This window comes from Streptomyces sp. NPDC006798, assembly GCF_040635975.1.
In the GTDB taxonomy this organism is placed as follows: domain Bacteria; phylum Actinomycetota; class Actinomycetes; order Streptomycetales; family Streptomycetaceae; genus Streptomyces.
Map to the genome: position 1 here is coordinate 12,556 of NZ_JBEYIS010000041.1, position 23,917 is coordinate 36,472.

A 23,917-nucleotide genomic window follows, 5' to 3' on the forward strand; every position below is an offset into this window, starting at 1 on the left:
GCCCCGCCCGGCCGCCCGCGCCTTCCGGCGCGGTCCGGCGCCTCGCCCCGTAGCGACGGACGGCTCCCCGTCCCGGTTCGGGCGGTGTCCGGCGCCGCCTGTCGCGTCACGGGCCGCCCTGAGGCGGGGTGCTCCACCGAACAGCGCGCCGGGCGGCCGGAGGTGCCCACGCCCCGGCAGTACCACGGCCCCGCCGCGCCCCTGGTCGAAGGGGCACGCGGGGCCGGGGTTCCCGTACCCCCGCGCCCGGAGGCACGGGGGGACGGCGGGTCAGCCGCGGAGGTGGGACGTGTCGTTCAGGAGGCGTACCGAGGCGTTGCCGTCGCCGTAGTAGGCCACCGCCGAGACGGACGCCGCCGACAGCTCCATCCGGAACAGGGACTCCGGCGGGGCACCGAGGGCCAGCCGGACCAGGGTCTTGATCGGGGTCACATGCGTGACCACCAGGACCGTACGCCCGGCCGAGCGGGCGATCAGCCGGTCACGGGCCGCCGACACCCGGCGGGAGACGGCGGCGAAGCTCTCGCCGCCGCCGGTCGGCGCGGCCTTCGCGGAGTCCAGCCAGGCGGAGAGGTCGTCGGGATGGCGCTCCCGGACCTCGCCGAAGGTGAGCCCCTCCCAGGCGCCGAAGTCCGTCTCCCGCAGCCCGTCCTCGACCCGGACGTCGAGCCCGAGCCGGGCCGCGACCGACTCGGCGGTCTGCCGGCAGCGCTTCAGCGGCGAACTGACGATCTCCTGGATCGTGCCGCGGGCGGCCAGTGCCGCCGCCACGGCCTCCGCCTGCCGCAGCCCGGCCGGGGACAGCTCGGGATCGTCGCCGCCGCTGCCCGAGAACCGCTTCTGGGGCGTGAGCGCCGTCTCGCCGTGGCGCAGCAGGACGAAGGTGGTGGGGGCGCCGAGGTCGGCGGGGGCGGCCCAGCCCAGGGGCGCGGCGGCGGGGGTGGTGAGATCCGTACCGTTGACGTGGTCCCCGGCCGCCGCGGCCGGGGGCACGGTCTCGGGCGTAGTGGTGCGGAGGGCGGCCCGCGCCTTGGCGGCGCCCGCGGCGGCGTCGCCCACGGTCCGGGACTCCGCGGCGGACGTCCCGGCGGTGGCGAGCGCCGCCGTGGAGCGCGCGGGCTCCCACTGCTCGCCCCGCTTGCCCGCGTCCATCGCCTCATTGGCGAGCCGGTCCGCGTGCTTGTTCTTCTCCCGGGGGATCCACTGGTACGTCACGGCCGAGCGGGGGAAGATCTCCGCCGCCTCCGCCGCCAGCGGGCGCATATCGGGATGCTTGATCTTCCAGCGGCCCGACATCTGCTCGACGACCAGCTTGGAGTCCATCCGGACCCGGACGGTCGCGTCGGGCGCGAGCCCGTGGGCCGCCCGCAGCCCGGCGATCAGGCCCTTGTACTCGGCGACGTTGTTGGTGGCGACGCCGATGAACTCGGCGGCCTCGGCGAGAGTCTCGCCGGTGGTGGCGTCGAGGACCACCGCGCCGTAGCCCGCCGGGCCGGGGTTGCCCCGGGATCCGCCGTCCGCCTCGACGACGAACGTAGCCATCAGAGCCCGGACTCGCCGGTACGGACCAGGATCCGGCCGCAGTTCTCGCAGCGGACCACGGTGTCCGGCGCCGCCTTGCGGACGTCGTTGACCTCGGTGATGTTCAGTTCGAGCCGGCAGCCCTCGCAGCGGCGCTGGTAGAGCCGGGCGGCGCCCACCCCGCCCTGCTGGACGCGGAGCTTCTCGTACAGCTTCAGCAGATCGGCGGGGACGGCGGCGGAGACGGCCTCGCGCTCCTTGGTGACCGTAGCGGTCTGGTCGTCCAGCTCCCGCTCGGCGGCGTCCCGGCGGGCGGTGGCGTCGTCCACCTTGGCCTGGACGGACTCGACCCGGGACGTCAGCTCGGCGACCCGCTCCTGGACGGCCTCGCGGCGCTCCATCACATCGAGGACCACGTCCTCCAGATCGCCCTGGCGGCGGGCGAGGGAGACGATCTCCTTCTGGAGGTTCTCCAGATCCTTGGGGGAGGTGATGGCGCCCGAGTCCAGCCGCTGCTGGTCGCGGGCGGCTCGCTGGCGCACCTGGTCGACGTCCTGCTCCGCCTTGGTCTGCTCGCGGGCGGTGTCGCTCTCCTCGGTCTGCGCCGCGACCAGCAGATCGCGGAGCTGGGCGAGGTCCTTGGTCAGTGACTCCAGCTCGGCGTGCTCGGGCAGCGACATCCGCTTGTGAGCGAGCTGCGAGAGGCGTACGTCCAGGTTCTGGACGTCGAGAAGTCGGATCTGGTCGGCGGGCGCGGCGTTCAGTTGGGGGCTCCAGAGGAAGAGGTATGGGATGACCAAGGATCGGTGACCGTGGCCGAGACATGGACGCGCAGGCCCCAGCCGTGCCGGTCGGAAATCGCGTCGAGCTGCGCGGCGGCCTGCTCGCACCACGGCCACTCGGTGGCCCAGTGCGCGGCGTCCACCAGTCCGAGCGGGGAGTGCTCGGTGGCCTCGGAGACCGGGTGGTGGCGGAGGTCGGCGGTGAGAAAGGCGTCCACGCCCGCGGCGCGGACGGCGTCGAAGAGGCTGTCGCCCGAGCCGCCGCTGACCGCGACCCGGCGCACCGTGGCGTCCGGGTCACCCGCGAGCCGGATGCCCTGGGCGGTCGCCGGGAGGCGCTTCGCGGCCCGCTCGGCGAAGGCCGCGAGGGTCTCGGGGCGGGGCGTCTCACAGATCCGGCCGAGGCCCCGGCGGCCCGAGGGGTCGGTGGGGTCAGGCACCAGGGGTCCGACGACCCGCAGATCGAGCGCGCCCGCGAGGGCGTCGGAGACACCGGGGTCCGCGGTGTCGGCGTTGGTGTGCGCGACATGGAGCGCGATGTCGTTCTTGATCAGTGTGTGGACGACCCGGCCCTTGAAATGGTCCGCCGCGACCGTCGTCGTCCCCCGCAGATAGAGGGGGTGGTGGGTGACGACAAGACCGGCGCCGAGGGCCACCGCCTCGTCCGCGATCCGCTGGACGGGGTCGACGGCGAACAGCACCCGGTCGATCTCGGCATCGGGGTCGCCGCAGACGGTCCCGACGGCGTCCCACTGCTCGGCCCGCTCGGGGGGCCACAGGGCGTCGAGGGCGGCGATGACTTCGGAGAGGCGGGGCACGGGACACAGGTTACCCGCGCCCCGTCACCCGTCGGCCTGCCCTGTCCACAACTCCGGCCCGATCATCACACCGGCCGGTCCGGGTGGCGGAGGCTCCCGGCCTCCCGGGCCGGGAGTCCGGGGGCGGCGGACTCCGGGGCCCGCCGCCGAGAGGCCGTACGGCCCGGAACGGTCGGCGGCCGTTCCCGCGGCCGAGCGCCGGGCCCACCCGATGCTGAAACGTTCCAGCTCAACGCGGTCAAGGCTCGGGACCCTCCTGCTCCATCCGCCCGGGCAGCACATCCCGTCCCTCATCCGGCGCCGAATCACCCGGCCGTCGCCCATTTGTGTGAAGTGACCGGTACGGCGTTGTTCGGCAGGAAGTGCGAAATCTAGCTTCGTGGCCGGAGGTGACGGACCGATGACAGCCTGTACCGTCGAGACGACGGCGACATCCACCATCGTGCTGCCGAGCACGGCCGCCCGGAAGGGCCGCGGCCAGCCCGTTCGTACGCCCGTTTCCGCACGGCTCGTACTCTCCGCCGACGGGGCCTACGCGGCCCGGCTGGCGGGCCGGGACGACGCGCTGTTCCCGGAGCGGTGGACCCTCGGCGGACCGGAGCCGTACGCGGTACCGCTCCCCGCGCACCAGCCGGAGGAGCGGGACTCCGAGGTCCTGCCGCTGGCCGACGGGCGGGTGCTGATCCACCGCCGGGTGGGCGGGCGGCGGCTGTTCTCCCTCCTCTACCCCACCGGGCCGGAGACGGGCGAGCTGCCGCTGGGCGGGGTGGAGGCACCGCCGGGCGTCCCGGGCGAGGTCCGGCTGCTCCCGCCGACGCCCTGCGGTACCCGTGCGCATGTCCTCGTCCCCGGCCGGACGTCGACGGCGGTCTGGCAGCTGGCCGACCGGGGATTCGGGCCCGAACTCGTCGCGGAGGTCCCGGGCCGCTGCGCCGGCGGTGTCTGGCTCGACCGTACGGGGCGACTGCTCGCCCTCGACCAGCGGCGGCACGACGACGGGCCGGTGAAGGCGGTCGCGGTCGACCTGGAACGCGGCGGCGAGGTCTCCCCGCTGCTCCAGATCGCCCCGGAGAGCGACGACCGGCTGCTGCTGGCCGAGCCGGACAGCGGGCTGCTGGTGGTCCGTTCGAACGCGCCGGGCGACGAGCGGATCGGCTGGGGCGTACTGGGCAGCGAGCGGCCGGTGCGCTTCCCCGACTGCCTGCGGGTCCCGGCGGCGGTGGTGACGCCGTTCGCCGCGCAGCCGGGGCAGATGCTCCGGCCCGAGGGCTGCGCGGTGGCGTTCACCGTCGCGACGCGGGGGGCCGGATGGCTGGGCGTATGGCGGCCGGAGGGTCGGCGGCTGTACCAACGCGCCGCTCCCGCGGGCTGGTTCCCGGGGGCCGGGCGCTGGGACGAGCGGGGCACGCTCCGGCTGCCGTACGCGACGGCGGCGGTGCCGTGCGGTACGGCCCTGCTGACGCCCCCGGCCGAACCGCCACCGGAGTCGGTGGAGGCAGTTGAGGCAGTGGAGGTAGCGGGGCGGACCGAGAGGGCGGAGACGGCGGAGGCGGCCGAGGCGGTGGAGGCAGCCGACATGGCGGAGTCGGTCGAGGTGGCCGAGTCGGTCGAGGTCGTCGTCGGAGGGGCCGCCGAAGGGGCGGGCCCCGGGTCCCCGGAGCCCGTCACGGCCGGGGTCCCGGGTGGGCAACTCCCCGTCGCGCTGCGGCCCGTGCCGTTGCAGCAGGCACCACTCAGGGGTGTCGGCCGGGCTGGTTAAACTCTCTCCGACCTGCGCGTAGTTCGCCTGCTCGACGGCGACTTCCGGTCCCGGCGGCCCGGCGGCGAACCGCGGTGAACGGTGAAGTTCGACGATCAGCAACCACGACGGGGAAATTCCACACCATGTCTGAAGTCCGTACCGAAGCACCCCCGGCCCAGTCCCAGGGCGGCGGGCCGCACGCCGAAGCCGCCGACGCGGAGGGCCACGGCAAGCACCGGGGGCCGGCCGCTCCGGACGACTCCGCGGGTGAGCCGCACGGCAAGCACCGCAAGCCCGGGGCGCGGTAGCCGGAATCGGTTCGTCGGAGCCCGGTCACGAAATGCTTCCACCTTCGTGACCGGGCCTTTCGATCTGCGGGCCGGTTTGTAGGGTGGCGCGAATGCAGCCACAGAGCCCGCCGTCCCCCGAGCAGCCCGGAAGCAACTCCGTACCGCCGGAACCGTTCGGTCCGCCGCCCGTACCGCCCGGCCCTTCCTACGGACCACCGGCCCCCGCTCCCCCGGACCCGCCCCGGCGCGACAAGGGGCCCCTGATCGTGGCGGCGCTGGCGGGTCTGCTGATCGGCGCGGGCGCGGTCGGGGGCGTCTGGGCCGTCGCCGGTGACGAGGCCGACGGCGGCAGCGGCCGGGCGGGGAGTCCGACCGCGAAGGACGACGCCCGCGCGGCCTGCGAGGCACTGGCCGGGGTCGACGAGTCGGCCCTCATACCGAAGAAGTCCGGGGACTCCCAGGCACCCATGCTCCGCTTCTCGGCCGCCTACGCGTCCTCCGGCGCGGCGGCGGACAGGGACCGGGCCCACCAGCCGCTGCACGACGCCATCCGCAAGGCGCAGGCGATCATCGCCGGCCGGTTCGCCCTCGACGACGAGGCGAAGGGGCATCTGAAGACGGCCCGGGGGATCTGCGACAAGCTGTGACGGACGCGTCGTGAGGGACGGGGCGAGGAGTCCGGCCCGTGTCGCGCGGAGGGCGGGCCGCGACATACCCTGCCGATATGGAGGAAATGCCCCGGGATCATCGCCCGGCCGTGTCCGTACGGATCCTGCTCGCCGGGGACCGGGGGACGATCAGCGGCGGGCTGGCGCTGCTGCTGGGGTTGGAGCCCGACTTCACGGTGGTCGCGGAGGTGGAGCGGGGCTCGGACGCCGTGATCGCGGCCCGGGACCGGTACGCGGACGTGGCCGTGCTGGACGCCGTACTGGCCGACGGCGAGGACGCCCTCGACACCACGGTCCGGCTGCTCGCCGAAATGCCCGACTGCCGGGTGCTGATCCTGGCCGGCTCCGCCCGCCCCGGCTATCCGGAACGCGCCCTGGCGGCGGGCGCGGCGGGCCTCCTGGTCAAGGACGGCCCGCTCGACGACCTCGTCCATGCGGTCCGCCGGTCCCTGACCGGGGAGAAGGTGATCGACCCGGCCCTCGCACCGCCACCGCCGTCGCCGCCGGCCGGTACCGCCCGCGCACCACGCGGGCGGCGCGCACGCCGCACCGGCCGCGCGGGCAAGGCCCCGGCGCCCGGCCCGGCCGGCACCCCGCCCCCGGCACCCGACCCGGCCGAGGGCGTCTGACCCCGGGCCCTGTCCCACCGCCCGTCGCCTGCCCCGCCCCCGCGCCCGCGCCCGCGCCCGCGGCCACCGCGCCACCCCGCGTACGCCCCCACCCGAGCAGGCCGTTCGTACCCGGCCCCGCCGGACTTCCAGGGTCCTTCTTCCGGATCAGGCCGGGATGGTGAGCGGGGTCCGGTGCCGTGTATCGCACGGCGGAGGATTGAGCCACCGCGGTGGGGGTACGCCCCCTGGGCTCCGCCCGGGGGACCCCCACCCGCGCCGCCAGGGCACGCGAGCCCCGGCAAGATCCGGAAGAGAGGCCCTACGCGTCCCGGCCGCCGCGTGGGAGCCAGAGGAGCAGCAGGACCGCCGCGGCCAGCAGCACCCCGGAGCCGCAGCGGAACGCCAGGGCGTAGCCCTCGGTGTACGCCTCCGGGGACGTACGGCCGTCGGTACGGGCGGCGGCCACGGTGACGAGGGCGGCCAGGCCGAGCGCGCCGCCCATCGTGCGGGAGGTGTTGATCAGCCCGGAGGCCAGTCCGGCGTCCTCGGCCGGGGCTCCGGCGGTGGCCAGGGACGAGAGGGGGGTCTGGGCCAGCCCGACGCCCAGCATCATCAGCACGCCCGGGAGGAGGATCATGGTCGGGTAGTGGCCCTCCGCCGTCATCGCCGACTGCAGGCCGAAGCCGGTCGCCGACACCAGGACACCGGTCACGGCGACGGCGCGCGCCCCCGCCCTGGCCATCAGCGCCGGGGCCAGTTTGGAGCCGACGACGACGCTGATGGAGCTGGGTATCAGCGCCAGCCCGGCTTTGAGCGGCGAGTACTCCAGCACGTTCTGGACGTAGAGCGTCATGAAGAGCCAGGAGGAGAAGGAGGCCGAGCCGATCATCAGCATCGTCGCGTTGGCCGCGCTCAGCGTCCGTGACCGGAAGAACTTCAGGGGCATCAGCGGAGCCGCCGCCCGCGCCTCGACGGCGACGAACAGTCCGAGCAGCACCAGCCCGGAGGCCAGGGGCAGCAGTGCCGACCCGGCGGCCCATCCGGCGGTCTCGGTCTCCACGATGCCGTACGCCAGGGCGACCAGACCGGCGGTCACCAGCACGGCGCCCGGCAGATCGAGCCGCCGTCCCCGGTCCCGGCGGCCCTCGGCGAGCGAGATCGCCGCCCCGGCCAGCACCAGCACACCGATCGGCACATTGATCAGCAGCACCCACCGCCAGGAGAGCAGTTCGGTCAGAGCCCCGCCGACGAGTCCGCCCGCAGCGCCGCCCGCGGCGCCGACGGCGGCCCAGGTGGCTATCGCCCGGGTCCTGGCCGGGCCGGACGGGACGGCGGCGGTGATGATGGTGAGCGTCGCCGGGGCGAGGACGGCGGCGCCCAGGCCCTGGACCGCGCGGGCGGCGATGAGCTGCCAGCCCTCCTGGGCCAGCCCGCCCGCGAGGGACGCGGCGGTGAAGAGCCCGAGGCCGACCAGGAACATCCGCCTCCGGCCGAAGAGATCCGCCGCCCGCCCGCCGAGCAGCATGAATCCGGCGAAGGCGATCGTGTACGCGTTGAGCACCCACTGGAGGGCCGCCGTGGAGAGTCCGAGGTCCGAGCGGAGGGACGGCAGGGCCACATTGACCACGGAGACGTCGAGCACGACCAGGAACTGACCGGCGCAGGCCGCGGCCAGCACCAGCCAGGTGCGCCCCGGGCGCCGGGGCGCGGCGTCCGGGGCCGCGGCCGGGAAGGGCACCGCCGGGGGCGGCACGGCGGCCGAGGTCGCGGCGGCGGCCAGAGCGCCGGCCCCCGCCCCGGATCCGGGGCGGGGCGCGGCGGACCGCGCGGCGTCGGGCGGCGGGACGGCGGAGGGTTCGTTCGGCACGCGGGACCGTCGGGGAGACTCGGACATGTCCGCCATGGTCGCAGTGACCGCCGCCGCGCGCATCGCCCTGTGGACAACCCCTCGGCTCCGCCCCCGGGCGCGCACCGGGCACGGAGCAGGACCCGCCGATATATGACGAGAGATCATATTCCGTACCGGGCACAGCGATCGGAGAGGAGCCGATCGAGCGGCCGATCAGGGCCCCGATAACATACATACATGCATGTACGGAATCGCTTCGGTCCGGACAGCCAGCCCGCGCCCGGCGGGCCGGGCCCCGGTGGCGGGCGCGGGACGCAGGCCCGCAGCGCCCGGACCAGGGCCGCGCTGCTGGAGTCGGCCGCCCGCGGGCTCTCCCGCTACGGCTACGGCAATCTCGTCCTGGCACAGGTGGCCGCCGACGCCGGATTCACCAGAGGCGCCCTGTACCACCAGTTCAAGGACAAGCAGGAGCTGACGCTGGCCGCCCTCGGCTGGGTGCTCGACACCTGGCAGGAGGAGGTGGGCGACGCCGTCGACCGGGAGCCCGATCCCGTCGCGGCGCTGCTGACCCTGGCGCGCGGCCATGCCGTCTTCTGCCGCCGCGAGGTGGCCCGGATCGCGATCGCCCTGCGGCTGGAGTTCACCGGCCAGGACCATCCCGTCGGAGTGGCGGTGGAACGGGCCTACGACGTACTCGTCGAGCACTGCGTCCGGTTCATCGACTCCGGCCGGGCCGCCGGCGCCCTCCCGCCCGGCCCGCCGACCCGGACCCTGGCGCTCGCCTTCGTGGGCGCCCTCGAAGGAACCGTCGTCGCGCTGGCCGGACAGGCCCCGTACGACGAACTGCTCGCCGAGCACGCCGTCACCGGTGTGCTCGGGCTCTCCCCCGCCACCGGATCGAGGAGTTGACGAGGATGACCACAGGTACCGACCGTCCCGGCCGCCGGAGCGGACCGGACGGCGGGGGCGCCGCCCCGGGGAACGGGAGCGTCGCGCCGGAGATCCGCGAGGAGCCGGGCATTCCCCCGGCGATCAGTGCCGTCGTCCCGCCCGGCCACGACTACGGCGATGTCTACACCCTGGTCACGCCGGGCGCGTCGGACACCTCGCCCGAGGAGTGGGCCCGTACGGCGCTGGACGAGGTCGCGGGCCGCAAGGGCTGGTTCGTCTGGCGGGTCATCCTCGGACTGCGGCTGCGGCGCGGGCCGTCACCGGACCGTATAGCCGGGTGGCGGATCGCCGAACGCCGTGACGGACTGGTCCTGCTCGAAGCCCGGTCGTGGATGATCACCGGTCATATCGTCGTCCACGTCCGGGGCGACGAGGTGTCACTGGCCACCGTCGTCCACTTCGAACGGCCGGCCGGGGCGCGGGTCTGGTCGGCGCTGACCCCGCTGCACCGGCGGGGCGCGCCCGAGTTGCTGCGCGACGCCCATACGGCACGGCTGCGGCGGGGCCGCTGACCCGACGCCCGGGGCCGCGCCCGGCCCGCCTTTCCCGCTTTCCCAGGTGAGCCGGGCGCGGCCTGGTCCGCGTCGGCCGCCGCGTTCCGGAGCGACCCGCCCCGGAGCGGCCGTCTCCCGTGGTGCACCATGGGCGGCCGGACCGGATGGCCCGAACGGCCGCACCCGGGCCGTCCGTACGAACGATCGCGGCGTCCGCCGCGCCCGCACCACCGAAGGAACCGCCATGAGCCACACCCCCACCCCCGCGCCGGAGGTCCTCGCCGCGTTCTCGGCGGCCAAGGGATTCATGCCGCCCGGGGAGGGGCTGGCCCTGTACGCGGCGGCGGTGGCGGCGGCCGGTCCGGGTCTGCCGCTGGTGGAGGTGGGGACGTACTGCGGACGGTCCACGATCCTGCTGGCCGCCGCCGCGCGGGACGCCGGGACGGTCGCGGTCACCGTCGACCACCACCGGGGCAGTGAGGAGCAGCAGCCGGGCTGGGAGTACCACGATCCGTCGGTGGTCGACCCGGAGGTCGGCCGGATGGACACCCTGCCGACCTTCCGCAGAACCCTGCTGCGGGCCGGTCTGGAGGATCACGTGATCGCGATCGTCGGGCGGTCGCCGCAGGTCGCGCGGGTCTGGGCGGCCCCGGTCGGGCTGGTCTTCATCGACGGCGGCCATACCGAGGAGCACGCCCAGGGGGATTACGAGGGCTGGGCGCCGCGTCTCGCGGACGGCGGGCTGCTGGTGATCCACGACGTCTTCCCCGACCCGGCGGACGGCGGCCGGCCGCCGTACCACGTCTATCTGCGGGCCCTCGCGTCGGGCGCCTTCGCCGAGGTCTCCGCGACCGACTCGCTCCGTGTCCTGCGGCGGATCGCCCCGGGAATCTGACCTCCCGGGTCTACCCTCGCAGTCGTGTCGCACTATGAGCACAAGCCACCCGAGTCGCCTGAGTCGCCCGAGCCCCATGAGCCACACGAGCAGGCCAAAGCGGGCGTACGCACCGCCGGTCCGGCGCGCCGCCGACGACCCGCCGTCACCGGCGCCGTCGCCGTACTGGTGACGGCCGCGCTCACCGGACTGGTCTCCTGCCAGTCCGGCGGCGATACGGCCGACGACCGGCCCCGGGCCGCCCCTTCGGCCTCCACCGCCGCCCCGGCGAGCAGCCCGGCCGGAGACGGGACCGGAGACGGGACCGGGGGTACGGCCGAAGGCCGGCTCGCCGGAAAGGTCGTGGTGATCGACCCCGGCCACAACCCCGGCAACTTCCGGCACACCGCCGAGATCAACCGGCTCGTCGACGTCGGAACCCACCGCAAGGAGTGCGACACCACCGGCACGGCCGCCGCCGACGGCGCGACCGAGGCCGCCTTCACCCGCGATGTCTCCCAGCGGCTTCGCGTCCTGCTGGAGCGGGAGGGCGCGAAGGTCGTCCTCACCCATGAGGCGGGCGCGCGGGCGTACGGCCCCTGTATCGACGAGCGGGCCCGGATCGGCAACGAGGCGAAGGCAGACGCCGTCGTCTCCGTCCACGCGGACGGCTCGGCGGTCGGCCACCGGGGCTTCCATGTGATCCTGCCCGGCAAGGTCTCCTCCGGCGCCGCCGACACCACCGCGATCGTCGCACCGTCCCGGACCCTCGGCGAGCGGATCGCCGACGCCTTCGCCCTCAGCACCGGTGCCCGGCGGGCGAATTACCTGGGCGGTGGTACCGGGCTCCAGGTCCGGACCGATCTCGGCGGACTCAATCTCTCCACCGTCCCCAAGGTCTTCATCGAGTGCGGAAATATGGCGGATCCCGAGGACGCCGCACTGCTCGCCGCCGCCGACTGGCGCCAGAAGGCGGCCCAGGGGCTCGCGGCCGGGATCGGCGACTTCCTGCGTCCACCGGTCTGACAATCCACCCGCCGGGTACGGGTTCCCGGGCCGCACTCCCTCCCCCGCACCGCCGATTGCCGGACGAATGCCGCGCCGATAGTCATACGAACGGAGTGCGGACGCCGTACGGGCACCGGGTTCTCTCCCCCGTCGGCAGCACCGCCGGACATCGCCCGCGCGACCGGTGTCCGCGCCCCGCCCTCCGCCCGGCCCCGGCCCCGTCGTCCCAGGTCCCGATCCCATTCCGATCGGGTTTCCATCCGGTCCCTTCCCGTACTCCCGCCCCCACGAGTCCGTATACCGGGCAGACGCCGTCGCGCGTCAGACGATAGATTCACCCGGGTGACGGGGGAGTCACCCCCCGCTCTCGCGCCGAACGCCCCGATGCGACGACGACCCGAGACGATTGACGAAGGACTCACACGTGAACATCCGCTCCCTCACACGAGGCGACGGCGTGGTGATCGGAGCAGCGGTACTGCTGTTCATCGCCTCGTTCCTCGACACGTTCGACTGCTCCGGAAGCAGCTGTGACGACGTGCCGAACGCCTGGGACAACGGGGCCCTGCTGCTGGGCGTCTATCTCGCCGGTGTCATCGGCGCCGCGCTGATCGCGCTCTCCCATCTGCTGCCCCGGGCGCCGAAGGTCATCGGCATCGAGCTGGGCCACATCGGTGTCCTGCTGACGGTCTTCGCGGCCTGGACCGCCCTCGGCGCGATCTTCGACCCGACCGGCTCCTTCGACATGGGCGAGTTCAGCCTCGACGCGGGCACCGGGCTGATCCTCGGCTTCATCGCCACGCTGCTGCTGGCGGCGGGCGCGCTCTGCGGCCAGCTCGTCCCCGCGTTCAGGGCCCCGCTGGTCGGCGCGGCGGCCCCGGCCCCGGCGCCGTCCCCGTACGGTGGCCAGCCGCAGGGCGGCGGCTACGGCTACCCCGGCACCCAGCAGCCGTCGTTCGGCGGCCAGCCCGGCCAGCCGCAGCCGTTCGGCGGGCCGCAGCCCGGCCCGCAGGGCGCCACTCCCCCGGCCGCCGGTGCGCCGGGCGGCGCGCCCGAGTTCGCGCCGTTCTGGTTCGCGGTGCCGGTGGCCCGGCCGCTCTACCCGGAGGACGGTTCGCCGACCCCGATCGCCGAACTGGCGCCGGGCACCTGGTACCTCGCCGTCGACCAGCGCGGCCAGGCCCTGATCGCCCAGACCCAGGACGGTCGCCGGGGCGTGCTTCAGGACACCACCGGCATCCAGCGCGGCTGAGCCCGTGGCGGGGGCCGACGACGCCCCGCCCGAAGCTCCGAACGGCCCCTCGCCCTTCCGGGCGGGGGGCCGCTGCCGTACCCGTACGGCAGCGAACCAAGACCCGAAAACCAAGGCCAGGACAGCGGCCCGAACCGACACCCGTCGCACGGCCCGGCGCACGGCCGTCGGCTCAGAAGGCGTCGCAGCAGTCCGGTGCCAGCCCGGCCGGAAGTCCCGTACCGCCGAAGACCGCCCGGGTGGGTCCGTCGCCGACCAGGGCCGCGACCGCGAGCAGCAGGGACCCGGCGGTCCAGGTCGTCCGCTCCTCCGGCCAGTACGCGTCGTCCCCGAAGACGTACCCCGTCCAGTACATCCCGTCCCCGGCCCGCAGATGGGCGATGGAGCGCAGTACCTCGCGCGCCCGGTCGGGCTCGCCCGCCGCCCAGAGAGCCAGAGCCAGTTCGCAGCTCTCGCCGCCGGTGACCCAGGGGTTCGGCAGCACGCACCGGACGCCGAGCCCGGGGACCACGAATTCGTCCCAGCGCTCCGCGAGCCTGGCCCGCGCGTCGGCGCCGGTGACCGCGCCGCCCAGGACGGGGTAGTACCAGTCCATGGAGTAGCGCGACTTGTCGAGGAAGCGCTCGGGGTGGCGGCGTACCGCATGGGCCAGGGCGCCGGCCGCCAGCTCCCAGTCGGGCTGCGGCTCGCCGCGTTCCTCGGCGATCGCCAGGGCGCAGCGCAGGGCGTGGTGGACGGAGGAGGAGCCGGTGAGCAGGGCGTCGGTGACGGGGGTGCCGTCGGGCTCGCGTTTCCAGCCGATCTGGCCGCCGGGCTGCCGCAGGGCCAGTACGAAGCCCATGGCGGCCCGGACGACGGGCCACATCCGGTCGAGGAAGGCCGGGTCGCCGGTGGTGAGGTAGTGGTGCCAGACGCCGACGGCGACATAGGCGGTGAAGTTGGTCTCGCGGCCCCGGTCGGTGGGCCGTTCGGCGTCCCCGTCGTGGTAGGCGGCGTACCAGGATCCGTCGTCGTTCTGATGGGCGCGCAGCCAGTCGTACGCGGCCGCGGCCGCTCCGTGCTCCCCGGCCGCGTCCAGCGCCATCGCGGCCTCGGTGTGGTCCCACGGGTCGAGGTGGTGGCCGCGGAACCAGGGGATCGCGCCGTCGGGGCGCTGTTCGGCCCGGATCCCGGCGACGGTCGCGGCGGCCTGTCCGGCGGTGAGTACGCCGGGCAGGGCGAGCCGTTCGGTGCCGGGGACGCGGGGCGTCGTCACGCCTGCGCCCCGGCGGGGAGCTGGGGCTTGGTGGCGTAGGCGACGAAGCTCTTGCCGATCAGCGGGTTGAGCGCCTGTTCGGCGAGCCGGGTGGCGGCCGGCTTCTTCATGATGTCCCAGACGAGCAGCTTGTGGTACGCCTTCACCGGCAGGGCGCGGTCGTTGTCGACGCCGAAGGCGCACTTCAGCCACCAGTAGGGGCTGTGCAGGGCGTGGGCGTGGTGGGTGCCGTACGGGACGAGTCCGGCCTCCTCGATCCGGGCGAGGAGTTCATCGGCCTTGTAGATCCGGATATGGCCGCCCTCGACCTCGTGGTAGGCGTCGCTGAGGGCCCAGCAGATCTTCTCGGGGCCGTAGCGGGGCACGGTGACGGCGATCCGGCCGCCGGGCTTGAGGACCCGGACCATCTCGGCGAGTACGCCCTTGTCGTCGTGGATGTGCTCCATCACCTCGGAGATGATCACGACGTCGAAGGACTCGTCGGGGAAGGGGAGGTTGAGGGCGTCGCCCTCCATCGCGGTGGCCGTGGCGCCCTCGGGTGCCTCGCCCGCCTCCGCCATCGCCGCGAACCATGTGGCGACCTCGCGGATCTCCTCGGGGTTGCGGTCGAGGGCGACCACCCGGGCGCCGCGCCGGTAGCACTCGAAGGCATGGCGGCCCGCGCCGCAGCCCAGATCGAGGACGCGGTCGCCGGCGGCGAGGGGGAAGCGGGAGAAGTCGACGGTCAGCACGCGTTCCTGCCTTAACGGTCGGCACGGGAGGGGTCACGGACGGGACGGGCGATGCGGTACGGCGGGGAGACGGGCCGGTCGGACCGGTCGGACCGGGCGGACCGGTCAGGCCGAGGCGCCCGGGAGCAGGGGTACGGAAACGTTCCGGCGCCACCGGTACGAACAGAGACCGGGGCGGCGGAAACCGCGGCGGTACGGGTCCGGGGGCGGCGTGTCACCGAGCGGCCGCCCCGGTCCGGCGCCCGGCCGACCGGCCGGCGGCGGCCCGGTCGATCGCCGCCCGGTACAGCTCTACGGTGCCCGCCGCGGCCCGCGCCCAGGTGAACCGTTCCAGCACCCGTTCGCGTCCGGCCGCGCCGAGCCGGGCCCGGAGCCCGGGATCGGCCAGCAGCCGCGCCAGCGCCGCCGCGAGGGCGCCCGCGTCACCGGGCGGTACCGCCAGACACGTCTCGCCGTCGTCCCCCGCGACCTCGGGAATCGCCCCGCCGGTGGTGGCGACGAGCGGTGTCCCGGTGGCCATGGCCTCGGCGGCGGGCAGGGAGAAGCCCTCGTACAGCGACGGGACGCAGGCGATCTGCGCCCCCCGCACCAGATCGACCAGTTCGGCGTCGGAGACGCCCTTGACGAACTCGACGGCGCCGCCGAGCCCGTACCGCTCGATCGCCCGGGCGACCGGGCCGTCCTCGGCCCGCTTGCCGACCACGACGAGATGCGCGCCGGGGTGCTCGGTCCGCAGCTTGGCCAGCGCCTCCACCAGATAGACGAGGCCCTTGAGCGGGACGTCGGCGCTGGAGGTGGTGACGATCCGGCCCGGTACCTCGGGCACGGCCGGATCGGGCGAGAACAGCCCGGTGTCGGCGCCGATGTGGACGACCTGGATCCGGTCGGGGCGTACCCCCAGATCCTCCTCGATCTCGCGCCGGGAGGAGCCGGAGACGGTGAGTACGGACGGCAGCCGCCGGGCGACCCGCCGCTGCATCCGGGTGAAGCCGTACCAGCGGCGTACGGAGGCCCGGCGCTGCCAGCTCTCGGCGGCTTCGAGGTCGAGCCGCCGGTCGACGGTGATGGGGTGGTGGACGGTGGTGACCAGGGGCGCGCCGAGGTCGCCCAGGAGTCCGTAACCCAGGGTCTGGTTGTCGTGGACGACGTCGAACCGGCCCCGCCGGGAGCGCAGATGACGGCGGGCCCGCAGGGAGAAGGTGAGCGGCTCCGGGAAGCGCCCGGCCCACATGGTGCCGACCTCCAGGGCGTCGATCCAGTCGCGGAACTCCTCGCGCCGGGGCGTCCGGAACGGATCGGGGCTGCGGTAGAGGTCGAGGCTGGGGAGTTCGGTGAGGGGCACGCCCTCGTCGAGTACGGGATAGGGCTGGGCGCCGATCACCTCGACGTCGTGGCCGAGGCGGGCCAGTTCGCGGGAGAGATGGCGGACGTAGACGCCCTGGCCGCCGCAGAAGGGGTTCCCTTTGTAAGTGAGGAGGGCGATCCGGAGCGGTCGTCCGTCGTCGTCCGGGGTCCGTCCGGGGCCGGGCGCGGGGCCGTCCTCCGGTTCGCGGGAGCCGGCTTCGATGGCCTCAGCGGTCACTCACGGCCCCCTGTCTCCCCTACGTTTCGGCGGAGCGTAACCGCTCGCCTTGATCTAGAACAAGTTTCAGACCTGCCCGCTCAAGGAGCACTGAATCTACCCGCAGGTAGCTCCGCCGTGGCCGCCGGATCAGGTGATTCACACCACGAAGGAGCCGGAACCGGGGGGATCCGCGAGACCATCGCCGGATCCGCCGGGACCGGTCCTGGACCATCACCAGCACCGGCCGGACCACACAGCGACGAAGCGCCGACGGGGAACGGGGTAAGCGGACGATGACAGCCGAGGCCCAGCGGGTACGGCGGCGGCCGGTTCCGGCCGCCGGAGGCGGACCGGCCCGGACCTCCGGTACGGAGACGGCCCCCGGCTCCCCGCCCCTGACGGAACGCCAGGAGGCCCGCCGCCGCCGGATTCTGCACGCCAGCGCCCGGCTCGCGGGCCGGGGCGGCTTCGAGGCCGTCCAGATGCGGGAGGTCGCCGAGGCGGCCGGGGTAGCCCTCGGCACGCTCTACCGCTACTTCCCGTCGAAGGTCCATCTGCTGGTGGCCACCATGCAGGACCAGCTCCAGCGCCTGCACGCGACGCTGCGCAAACGGCCCCCCGGCGGGGCGACGGCCGCCGAGCGGGTGACGGAGACCCTGATGCGGGCGTTCCGCGCCCTCCAGCGGGACCCCCGGCTCGCGGATGCCATGGTGCGGGCGCTGATCTTCGCCGACCGGAGCGCCGGAGCCGAGGTGGACACCGTCTCGCGGCAGACGACGGCGATCGTCCTGGACGCCATGGGGATCGACGATCCGACGCCGGAACAGCTCTCGGTGGTCCGGGTGATCGAGCACACCTGGTACTCGGCGCTGATCACCTGGCTGTCGGGGCGGGCCCCGATCGCCCGGGTGAGGACCGACATCGAGACGGTCTGCTGGCTGATCGACCTGGTGGAGCCGGTGGAGCCGGTGGAGCGGGACTCCGGGACGGGATCGGCGAGCCGGTCCTGAGGGCGCGCGTCCGGGACACACCCCGGCGACCGGCGCCGTACGGTGGGCGGATGAGCGGCAGCACCCCGCGCGTGCCGGAAGTTCCCGGCGTACCGGGCACCCCGCGCGCCCTCCGTCCCGGGCCCCGCCCCCGTACGGCGCCCGACCGGCCCGACCGGGTCTGGTACGCCTCGTACGGCTCCAATACGGATCCGGCCCGGCTCGCCGCCTATCTGCGCGGCGGTCGTCCCGCCGGGGCGGCCCTGGACACCCCCGGCGGCCGGGACCCGAGCCCGCCGGAGCGGACGATCCCCCTCGAACTGCCGGGCGTGCTGTACTTCGCCACCCACTCCCCCGTCTGGTCCGGCGGCCGGGCCTTCTACGACCCCGATGCCGACGGCACGACCCTGGTCCGGGCGCATCTGATCACCGCCGGGCAGTTCTCGGACCTGGCGGCCCAGGAGATGTACCGGCCGCCGGGACCGGCGGCCGACCTCGATCTCACCGGGGTACTCGCACACGGCCGGGCGGCACTCGGCCCCGGGCGGTACGAGACCCTGGTCCACCCCGGCTGGGTGGCGGGTCTTCCGGTACTGGCCTTCACGGCGCCCTGGCGGTACGACGGGGTCCCCGGGGTCTCCCCGGCCGCCGGGTACCTCCGCCATCTGGCCGCCGGGCTGCTGGGCGCCGGGGCCTGGGAGCCGACGGCGATCGCCCGCTATCTGGCGGCGGCGCCCGGCGCGGAGGACTGGACCCCGGAGGACGTCGCCCGGCTGACGGCGGACGGCTGACCACCGGCCACCGAACAACGGCCACCGAACAACGGCCACCGAACAACGGCCGCCCGACCGCGGGTCGGCGTCTCCGATTCCTGATGAGTCACGCCTCCCGGCCGCCAACCGGCCGATAGGTTCGGCTCCATGGGATCACCGAAGGCGGGCATACGTCACTCGGCGCCGCCCTGGCGGCAGCCCCGCCCTCCGGCGGCCTCCGGCGAGCGCGACACCCTGGTCCGGGAGATGGCCGAGCGCGTCCTGGCTCTCGGCGGGGGCCGTCTGCTCGTGGGGATCGACGGTCTCACCGCCGCCGGGAAGACGAGCGTTGGACGTCGTCATCGACAACTCGGTGTTCGCGCGTCCAGGGATCGTGACGCCGTAGCCGCGACCGCGACCGCGACCGGCCCGTCCCGGCCCGGTCCGGCATCCGGCGGGGCGCCGCGCCGGATGCCGCGACAAGGGACGTGTTCACGTGAGCCGGGACACCCGGCGGCTTTCCGGTGCCGTTTCCATGCCGGGGCGTCGGTAGAGTAGGTGGGTCGTATCACGCCCGTACAGGGGGAAGCCGGTGCGAATCCGGCACTGACCCGCAGCCGTGAGCCGTCGGCGCGCCCCGGGCCGCGTGACCGTGAACCCACGGTCGCCGCGTCCCGCCGTCGCCCCGGCGCCCAGTCGGAATGCCCTGTCCCCGGCCGTGACCGGCTCACGCCACCGGCAGCCGCCGGTGATCGGCACCGTCGAGGAATACGGGGCCGGAGCCCTGGCGCGTCGCCCCCCGGACGCGTCCGTGCCCGGATCCCGGCAGCGTCCAGCAGGGCGCGGGAAGAGGCACCACCCGTCATGACCACCGCCACCACCGCACGCCGTACCGCCGTACGCCGCGCCGCCGCCGCGCTCGCCGTCTCCGCCGTGTTCGGGGTGGCCGCCGCGCCCGCCGCGACCGCCGCACCCGCCTCGACGACCCCGCCGCCGTCCGCCGCCCCGCTGCCGTCCGGTCTCTTCGGTACCTCCGACCCGGCGTACGACGGGGTGTGGCGGCAGTCCCTGGCGCTGCTCGCCCAGGACACCGCCGGGCTGACGCCCGCGGGCAAGGCCGTCGACTGGCTGACCGCGCAGCAGTGCGCGGACGGCGCGTTCCCCTCGTACCGGGCGGACGTCTCCAGGCCCTGCGACGCCAAGGTGCTGCGCGACTCCAACGCCACGGCCGCCGCCGTCCAGGCGCTGACCGCCACCGGCGGCGCGGAGCGGTCCGTGACCAAGGCCGTCGGCTGGCTGAAGTCGGTCCAGAACGCGGACGGCGGCTGGAGCTACAACCCGGGCGGCGCGAGCGACGCCAACTCGACCTCCGTGGTGATCGGCGCGCTGGTCGCGGCGGGTGCGAAGCCGGAGGCCGTGACCTCGGCGAAGGGCGGCAAGTCGCCGTACGACGCGCTGCTGACGTTCGCCCGCCCGTGCGGCGGCGCGGACGGCGGCGCCTTCGTCTACCAGCCGCGGATGCCCGGCGCGATCGGCGACTCGACCGCCGCCGCCGTGACCGCCGCGCACGGCCTGGGGCTGGCGCCGAAGGCCGGTACCGCCACCGGCGCCGGGACGGCCGCCGCGGGCTGCGACAAGGCCGCGAAGGACCTGAAGGGCGCCGCGGGCAACGGTGCCGCCTATCTGACGGCCGCGACGGCGAAGTCCGGGCATCTGCTGACGGCCCCGATGCCGGGCGCCGAGGACTCCGCGCCCAAGCCGGACTTCGGCAATACGGCCGACGCCGTGGTGGCGCTGGCCGTCCAGGGCCGTACCGAGCAGGCCCGGAAGTCGCTGACCTGGCTGGAGGGGAACGCCGCGGCCTGGGCGAAGCAGTCGGGACCGGCCGCGTACGCCCAGCTGATCTTCGCCGCGCGGGCGGCGGGCGGCGACCCGAAGGACTTCGGCGGTACGGACCTGGTGGCGGCGCTGACCGCGACCGGCCCGACGCCCGAGCCGTCGGCGTCCGCGTCGGGTGACGAGAAGAAGAAGGAAGAGAAGAAGGACTCGGGCCCGAACATGTGGTGGATCGTCGGCGCGTTCTTCGCGGCGAGCGCCGGTGCGGGCTTCCTGTTCAGCGGTCGCCGCAAGCCCCGGTCGTGACCTCCGTGCCGCGCCCCGCGCCCGTCCCTGCCGCCGGTACGCAGCCCGGCGCGTCCCGGCTCCGCCCCGGTCCTCGTTCCGCACGCCTCCGGCGGTCGGTCGGGGCCGTCGTGGCGGGGTTCGCCGTACTCGTCACGGCCGGGGCCGGGGTCGTCGGGTCCGCCGGGACCGCGCAGGCGGCCGGATACCGCTACTGGTCGTACTGGCAGGCCGACGGGGCGAAGTGGACGTACGCCACCGAGGGCCCGGCGACCGCCAGGCCCGCCGACGGTGCCGTCCACGGCTTCCGCTTCGCCGTGAGCGCGGACAGTTCGGATGCCTCCGTACCGCGTACGGCACCCGATTTCGCCGCGATCTGCGGGTCGACCGCGCCCGAGCCGGACCGTAAGCGGGTCGCGCTCGTCGTCGATCCCGGTACGGCGGCCGACGCGCCCGGCGGGGAGCGCCCGCCCGCGTCCCGTACGGTCTGTGCGGTGGTGTCGAAGGACGCGACCGCCGCCGAGGCCCTGGCGAAGGTCGCCGAGCCGCTGCGGTACGACGCCAACGCGATGCTCTGCGCCATCTCCGGCTATCCCGCGAAGGGCTGCGGCGAACAGGTCGCGGGCTCCGGCGGAAAGTCCGACCCGGCCGCCGCGACCGATTCCGCTTCCGCCTCGGACAGCGACAGCGGCAGCGATGACGGCGGCCCGTCCGTGGGCGTCGTGGCGGCGCTCGCGGTCTTCGCCGTACTCGGCGCGGCCACCTTCCGGCAGTCCCGCCGCCGGTCCCGATGACCCCACGCCCCACACGGTCCGAGCGGCCGTCCGAGCCGGGTACCCCCCGTACCGGTACCGTACGGCCGCCCGCGCGCTCCCCGCTGGAACGGTTCCGCGCCCCCGTCGCCGACCGGGCCAACGCCGTCCACCCCGGGGCCTGGTGGCTCTGGGCCCTCGGGCTCGCCGCCGCCGCGTCCCGGACCACGAACCCCCTGCTCCTCGGGTTGATCGTGGCCGTCGCGGGCTATGTCGTCGCCGCCCGCCGGACCGACGCGCCCTGGGCCCGGGCGTATATCGCCTTCGTCAAGCTGGGGCTGCTGGTCCTGGTGATCCGGGTGTTGTTCTCCGTACTGCTGGGCGCGCCGATCCCCGGGACCCGGCTGCTGTTCACCCTGCCCGAGGTGCCGCTGCCGGAGTGGGCGAAGGGCATCAGGATCGGCGGCCGGGTCTATGCCGAACAGCTCGTCCTCGCCCTCTACCAGGGCGCCAAGCTGGCCACGCTGCTGATCTGCGTGGGCGCCGCGAACGCGCTCGCCAATCCGGCCCGGCTGCTGAAGTCGCTGCCGGGCGCGCTGTACGAGGCCGGGGTCGCGGTGGTCGTGGCGATGACCTTCGCCCCGAATCTGGTCGCGGACGTGGCCCGGCTGCGGACGGCCCGGCGGCTGCGCGGCCGGTCCACCGGCGGCCCCGGGGCGATGATCCGGATCGGGCTGCCGGTGCTGGAGGGCGCGCTGGAGCGGTCGATCGCGGTGGCCGCGTCGATGGACGCCCGGGGCTACGGCCGGACGGCCGAGGTCCCGGCCCGGATCCGGCACACCACCACGGCACTGACCCTCGGCGGGCTGCTGGGCGTCTGCGCGGGCAGCTACGCCCTGCTGGCCGCCGAGGGCGCGGGGTACGGGCTGCCGCTGCTGGTCGCGGGGGTCGCGGCGGCGATCGCCGGGCTGCGGCTCGGTGGCCGCCGTACGGTTCGGACCCGCTACCGCCCGGACCGGTTCGGTCCGCGTTCCCGGCTGGTGGCCGGTTCGGGCGCCGCGGTCGCCGGGCTGATGGTGTGGGCGGCGTCGTCCGCGCCTGCGGCGCTGGAGCCCGGGGTCGTACCGCTGACCGCGCCGACGCTGCCGCTGTGGCCCGCCGCCGCCGTGCTGATCGGGCTGCTGCCCGCCTTCGTCGCCCCCGTACCCATGCGTACCCCCGCCCCTGTCGCCGCCCGCCCCGAGTCGAGGGGCCTCCGTCCGAGCCCGCCCGAGGAGTCGTCGTGATCCGGTTCGAGAACGTGTCGGTGGTCTACGACGGCATGGCGGCGCCCGTGCTCGACGGGGTCGATCTGACCGTCCCCGAGGGCGAGCTGGTCCTGCTCGTCGGCCCGTCCGGGGTCGGCAAGTCGACCCTGCTGGGCGCGGTGTCCGGGCTGGTGCCGCACTTCACCGGCGGTACGCTGCGCGGCCGGGTCACGGTCGACGGCCGGGACACCCGGACGCACCGGCCGCGCGAGCTGGCCGATGTGGTGGGCACCGTGGGCCAGGACCCGTCGGCGCACTTCGTCACGGACACCGTCGAGGACGAGCTGGCGTACGGGATGGAATCGCTGGGCACCCCGCCGGACGTGATGCGCCGCCGGGTGGAGGAGACCCTCGATCTGCTGGGCCTGACCGAGCTGCGGGAGCGGCCGATCGCGACCCTGTCGGGCGGGCAGCGGCAGCGGGTGGCGATCGGCTCGGTGCTGACGGCCCATCCGAAGGTGCTGGTCCTCGACGAGCCGACATCGGCGCTGGACCCGGCCGCCGCCGAGGAGGTGCTGGCGGTGCTCCAGCGGCTGGTCCACGATCTGGGCACGACCGTACTGATGGCCGAGCACCGGCTGGAGCGGGTGGTGCAGTACGCGGACCGGGTGGTGCTGCTGCCGGGTCCCGGGAGGCCGCCGGTGACCGGCGGGCCCGGGGAGATCATGGCGGTCTCCCCCGTGGCGCCGCCGGTGGTGGCGCTGGGGCGGCTGGCGGGCTGGGATCCGCTGCCGCTGTCGGTACGGGACGCCCGGCGCCGGGCGGCCGGACTGCGGGAGCGGCTCGGCGAGCCCGCCGCGCCCCCGGCGTACGCCCCCGGTGAGCCGGTCGCCGAACTCAGCGGCACGACGGTCCGGCACGGCCGGGTCACGGCGCTGCGGTCGGTGGAGCTGACAGTGGGGGCCGGGGAGACGGTCGCCCTGATGGGCCGGAACGGGGCCGGGAAGTCGACCCTGCTGTCGACGCTGGTCGGGCTGGTGGAGCCGGTGTCGGGCGGGGTGTCCGTGGGCGGGCTCGTACCGCGTCGTACCCGGCCGAAGGAGCTGATCCGGCGGGTCGGCCTGGTGCCGCAGGAGCCGCGCGACCTGCTCTACGCGGACACGGTCGCGGCCGAGTGCGCGGCGGCGGACGCCGACGCGGGCGCCGCGCCGGGGAGCTGTCGTGAACTGGTGGCGGAGCTGCTGCCGGGGGTGGCGGACGAGACGCATCCGCGGGATCTGTCCGAGGGGCAGCGGCTGGCGCTGGCGCTGGCCGTGGTGCTGACCTCCCGGCCGCCGCTGCTGCTGCTCGACGAGCCGACCCGGGGTCTGGACTACGCGGCGAAGGCGCGGCTGGTGACGGTGTTGCGGGGACTGGCGGCCCGAGGCCGTGCGATCGTCCTGGCGACCCACGATGTGGAGCTGGCGGCCGAGCTGGCGCAGCGGGTGGTGATCCTGGCGGACGGCGAGATCGTCGCCGACGGGCCGATGGCGGAGGTCGTGGTGGGTTCCCCGGCGTTCGCGCCGCAGGTGGCGAAGGTGCTGGCGCCGCGGCGCTGGCTGACCGTCTCGCAGGTGGAGGCGGCGCTGTGAGCGGGCGGACCCCGAA

The 23,917-nt window shown here is 75.0% G+C and carries 22 protein-coding genes and 1 riboswitch; of the genes, 15 read left to right on the forward strand and 7 right to left on the reverse strand.

What is annotated here, in order from left to right:
• Window positions 1-270: 270 nt before the first annotated feature.
• From ABZ714_RS24915 to ABZ714_RS24925, 3 genes are read right to left on the reverse strand one after another with little or no spacing between them, the layout of a single operon-like run.
• Window positions 271-1,542 carry a bifunctional RNase H/acid phosphatase gene (locus ABZ714_RS24915; protein ID WP_358827539.1) on the reverse strand — a complete coding sequence of 424 codons (1,272 nt, stop codon included), beginning with the start codon at window positions 1,540-1,542 and terminating at the stop codon, window positions 271-273.
• Window positions 1,542-2,285: a C4-type zinc ribbon domain-containing protein gene (locus ABZ714_RS24920; protein WP_358827591.1), complete on the reverse strand. Its 744-nt coding sequence runs from the start codon at window positions 2,283-2,285 to the stop codon at window positions 1,542-1,544. Before ABZ714_RS24920 ends, ABZ714_RS24915 begins: the two co-directional genes overlap by 1 nt.
• On the reverse strand, window positions 2,282-3,121 hold the full coding sequence (locus tag ABZ714_RS24925; RefSeq protein WP_358827540.1) for a Nif3-like dinuclear metal center hexameric protein: 840 nt from the start codon (window positions 3,119-3,121) through the stop codon (window positions 2,282-2,284). Before ABZ714_RS24925 ends, ABZ714_RS24920 begins: the two co-directional genes overlap by 4 nt.
• Before the next feature lie 400 nt (window positions 3,122-3,521).
• Here ABZ714_RS24925 and ABZ714_RS24930 point away from each other — a divergent pair, with 400 nt between their 5' ends.
• From ABZ714_RS24930 to ABZ714_RS24945, 4 genes are all read left to right on the forward strand, one after another.
• Window positions 3,522-4,880 carry a hypothetical protein gene (locus tag ABZ714_RS24930; protein WP_358827541.1) on the forward strand — a complete coding sequence of 453 codons (1,359 nt, stop codon included), beginning with the start codon at window positions 3,522-3,524 and terminating at the stop codon, window positions 4,878-4,880.
• Window positions 4,881-5,005: 125 nt separating this feature from the next.
• Window positions 5,006-5,170, forward strand: coding sequence for a hypothetical protein (locus tag ABZ714_RS24935; RefSeq protein WP_358827542.1), 165 nt, complete (start codon window positions 5,006-5,008; stop codon window positions 5,168-5,170).
• A gap of 92 nt (window positions 5,171-5,262) precedes the next feature.
• A complete protein-coding gene (locus ABZ714_RS24940) occupies window positions 5,263-5,799 on the forward strand; it encodes a hypothetical protein (protein ID WP_358827543.1) in 537 nt (178 codons plus the stop codon).
• A gap of 77 nt (window positions 5,800-5,876) precedes the next feature.
• Window positions 5,877-6,449 (forward strand): response regulator, encoded by a 573-nt coding sequence (locus ABZ714_RS24945; RefSeq protein WP_358827544.1) that lies wholly within the window; start codon window positions 5,877-5,879, stop codon window positions 6,447-6,449.
• Between the two features lie 301 nt (window positions 6,450-6,750).
• On the opposite strand, the gene ABZ714_RS24950 is transcribed toward ABZ714_RS24945, so the two are convergent.
• Entirely contained in the window at window positions 6,751-8,325 is a 1,575-nt protein-coding gene (locus tag ABZ714_RS24950; RefSeq protein ID WP_358827545.1) for an MFS transporter, read from the reverse strand.
• Between the two features lie 192 nt (window positions 8,326-8,517).
• On the opposite strand from ABZ714_RS24950, the gene ABZ714_RS24955 reads away from it, so the two are divergent.
• The 5 genes from ABZ714_RS24955 (at window position 8,518) to ABZ714_RS24975 (ending at window position 12,859) form a co-directional block, all read left to right on the forward strand.
• Complete coding sequence (locus ABZ714_RS24955) at window positions 8,518-9,189, forward strand: TetR/AcrR family transcriptional regulator (protein ID WP_358827546.1); 672 nt, start codon at window positions 8,518-8,520, stop codon at window positions 9,187-9,189.
• Window positions 9,190-9,194: 5 nt separating this feature from the next.
• Window positions 9,195-9,743 carry a hypothetical protein gene (locus ABZ714_RS24960; protein WP_358827547.1) on the forward strand — a complete coding sequence of 183 codons (549 nt, stop codon included), beginning with the start codon at window positions 9,195-9,197 and terminating at the stop codon, window positions 9,741-9,743.
• 226 nt (window positions 9,744-9,969) lie between these two features.
• Window positions 9,970-10,620, forward strand: coding sequence for a class I SAM-dependent methyltransferase (locus tag ABZ714_RS24965; RefSeq protein ID WP_358827548.1), 651 nt, complete (start codon window positions 9,970-9,972; stop codon window positions 10,618-10,620).
• 165 nt (window positions 10,621-10,785) lie between these two features.
• Complete coding sequence (locus tag ABZ714_RS24970) at window positions 10,786-11,625, forward strand: N-acetylmuramoyl-L-alanine amidase (RefSeq protein ID WP_358827592.1); 840 nt, start codon at window positions 10,786-10,788, stop codon at window positions 11,623-11,625.
• Window positions 11,626-12,031: 406 nt separating this feature from the next.
• On the forward strand, window positions 12,032-12,859 hold the full coding sequence (locus ABZ714_RS24975) for a hypothetical protein (protein ID WP_358827549.1): 828 nt from the start codon (window positions 12,032-12,034) through the stop codon (window positions 12,857-12,859).
• 172 nt (window positions 12,860-13,031) lie between these two features.
• On the opposite strand, the gene ABZ714_RS24980 is transcribed toward ABZ714_RS24975, so the two are convergent.
• The 3 genes from ABZ714_RS24980 to ABZ714_RS24990 all read right to left on the reverse strand — a co-directional run bounded on the left by ABZ714_RS24980 (window position 13,032) and on the right by ABZ714_RS24990 (window position 16,427).
• Window positions 13,032-14,114: a prenyltransferase gene (locus ABZ714_RS24980; RefSeq protein ID WP_358827550.1), complete on the reverse strand. Its 1,083-nt coding sequence runs from the start codon at window positions 14,112-14,114 to the stop codon at window positions 13,032-13,034.
• On the reverse strand, window positions 14,111-14,845 hold the full coding sequence (locus ABZ714_RS24985; protein ID WP_358827551.1) for a class I SAM-dependent methyltransferase: 735 nt from the start codon (window positions 14,843-14,845) through the stop codon (window positions 14,111-14,113). The genes ABZ714_RS24980 and ABZ714_RS24985 overlap by 4 nt, the downstream gene beginning before the upstream one ends.
• 214 nt (window positions 14,846-15,059) lie before the next feature.
• Window positions 15,060-16,427 (reverse strand): glycosyltransferase family 4 protein, encoded by a 1,368-nt coding sequence (locus ABZ714_RS24990; protein ID WP_358827552.1) that lies wholly within the window; start codon window positions 16,425-16,427, stop codon window positions 15,060-15,062.
• A 275-nt stretch (window positions 16,428-16,702) separates the two neighbouring features.
• On the opposite strand from ABZ714_RS24990, the gene ABZ714_RS24995 reads away from it, so the two are divergent.
• The 6 genes from ABZ714_RS24995 to ABZ714_RS25020 all read left to right on the forward strand — a co-directional run bounded on the left by ABZ714_RS24995 (window position 16,703) and on the right by ABZ714_RS25020 (window position 23,901).
• Window positions 16,703-17,419, forward strand: coding sequence for a TetR family transcriptional regulator (locus ABZ714_RS24995; protein ID WP_358827553.1), 717 nt, complete (start codon window positions 16,703-16,705; stop codon window positions 17,417-17,419).
• 50 nt (window positions 17,420-17,469) lie between these two features.
• Window positions 17,470-18,189, forward strand: a complete 720-nt coding sequence (locus tag ABZ714_RS25000) for a histone deacetylase (RefSeq protein WP_358827554.1) — start codon at window positions 17,470-17,472, stop codon at window positions 18,187-18,189.
• Window positions 18,190-18,703: 514 nt separating this feature from the next.
• A riboswitch (cobalamin riboswitch) is annotated at window positions 18,704-18,815 on the forward strand.
• Window positions 18,816-19,014: 199 nt separating this feature from the next.
• Window positions 19,015-20,292, forward strand: coding sequence for a prenyltransferase/squalene oxidase repeat-containing protein (locus ABZ714_RS25005; RefSeq protein WP_358827555.1), 1,278 nt, complete (start codon window positions 19,015-19,017; stop codon window positions 20,290-20,292).
• A 110-nt stretch (window positions 20,293-20,402) separates the two neighbouring features.
• A complete protein-coding gene (locus ABZ714_RS25010) occupies window positions 20,403-21,065 on the forward strand; it encodes an SCO2322 family protein (RefSeq protein ID WP_358827556.1) in 663 nt (220 codons plus the stop codon).
• Window positions 21,062-22,309: an energy-coupling factor transporter transmembrane protein EcfT gene (locus ABZ714_RS25015; RefSeq protein WP_358827557.1), complete on the forward strand. Its 1,248-nt coding sequence runs from the start codon at window positions 21,062-21,064 to the stop codon at window positions 22,307-22,309. Before ABZ714_RS25010 ends, ABZ714_RS25015 begins: the two co-directional genes overlap by 4 nt.
• Complete coding sequence (locus ABZ714_RS25020) at window positions 22,306-23,901, forward strand: ATP-binding cassette domain-containing protein (protein ID WP_358827558.1); 1,596 nt, start codon at window positions 22,306-22,308, stop codon at window positions 23,899-23,901. Before ABZ714_RS25015 ends, ABZ714_RS25020 begins: the two co-directional genes overlap by 4 nt.
• The last annotated feature ends 16 nt before the right edge of the window (window positions 23,902-23,917 follow it).

Bases quoted from the DNA above. Each gene is read 5' to 3' on its own strand.
- ABZ714_RS24945 (WP_358827544.1), top strand. From the start codon at position 5,877: ATGGAGGAAATGCCCCGGGATCATCGCCCGGCCGTGTCCGTACGGATC.
- ABZ714_RS24940 (WP_358827543.1), top strand. From the start codon at position 5,263: ATGCAGCCACAGAGCCCGCCGTCCCCCGAGCAGCCCGGAAGCAACTCC.
- ABZ714_RS25000 (WP_358827554.1), top strand. From the start codon at position 17,470: ATGAGCGGCAGCACCCCGCGCGTGCCGGAAGTTCCCGGCGTACCGGGC.
- ABZ714_RS24930 (WP_358827541.1), top strand. From the start codon at position 3,522: ATGACAGCCTGTACCGTCGAGACGACGGCGACATCCACCATCGTGCTG.
- ABZ714_RS24950 (WP_358827545.1), bottom strand. From the start codon at position 8,325: ATGTCCGAGTCTCCCCGACGGTCCCGCGTGCCGAACGAACCCTCCGCC.
- ABZ714_RS25015 (WP_358827557.1), top strand. From the start codon at position 21,062: ATGACCCCACGCCCCACACGGTCCGAGCGGCCGTCCGAGCCGGGTACC.
- ABZ714_RS24955 (WP_358827546.1), top strand. From the start codon at position 8,518: ATGCATGTACGGAATCGCTTCGGTCCGGACAGCCAGCCCGCGCCCGGC.
- ABZ714_RS24935 (WP_358827542.1), top strand. From the start codon at position 5,006: ATGTCTGAAGTCCGTACCGAAGCACCCCCGGCCCAGTCCCAGGGCGGC.
- ABZ714_RS25005 (WP_358827555.1), top strand. From the start codon at position 19,015: ATGACCACCGCCACCACCGCACGCCGTACCGCCGTACGCCGCGCCGCC.
- ABZ714_RS24915 (WP_358827539.1), bottom strand. From the start codon at position 1,542: ATGGCTACGTTCGTCGTCGAGGCGGACGGCGGATCCCGGGGCAACCCC.
- ABZ714_RS24995 (WP_358827553.1), top strand. From the start codon at position 16,703: ATGACAGCCGAGGCCCAGCGGGTACGGCGGCGGCCGGTTCCGGCCGCC.
- ABZ714_RS24965 (WP_358827548.1), top strand. From the start codon at position 9,970: ATGAGCCACACCCCCACCCCCGCGCCGGAGGTCCTCGCCGCGTTCTCG.
- ABZ714_RS24960 (WP_358827547.1), top strand. From the start codon at position 9,195: ATGACCACAGGTACCGACCGTCCCGGCCGCCGGAGCGGACCGGACGGC.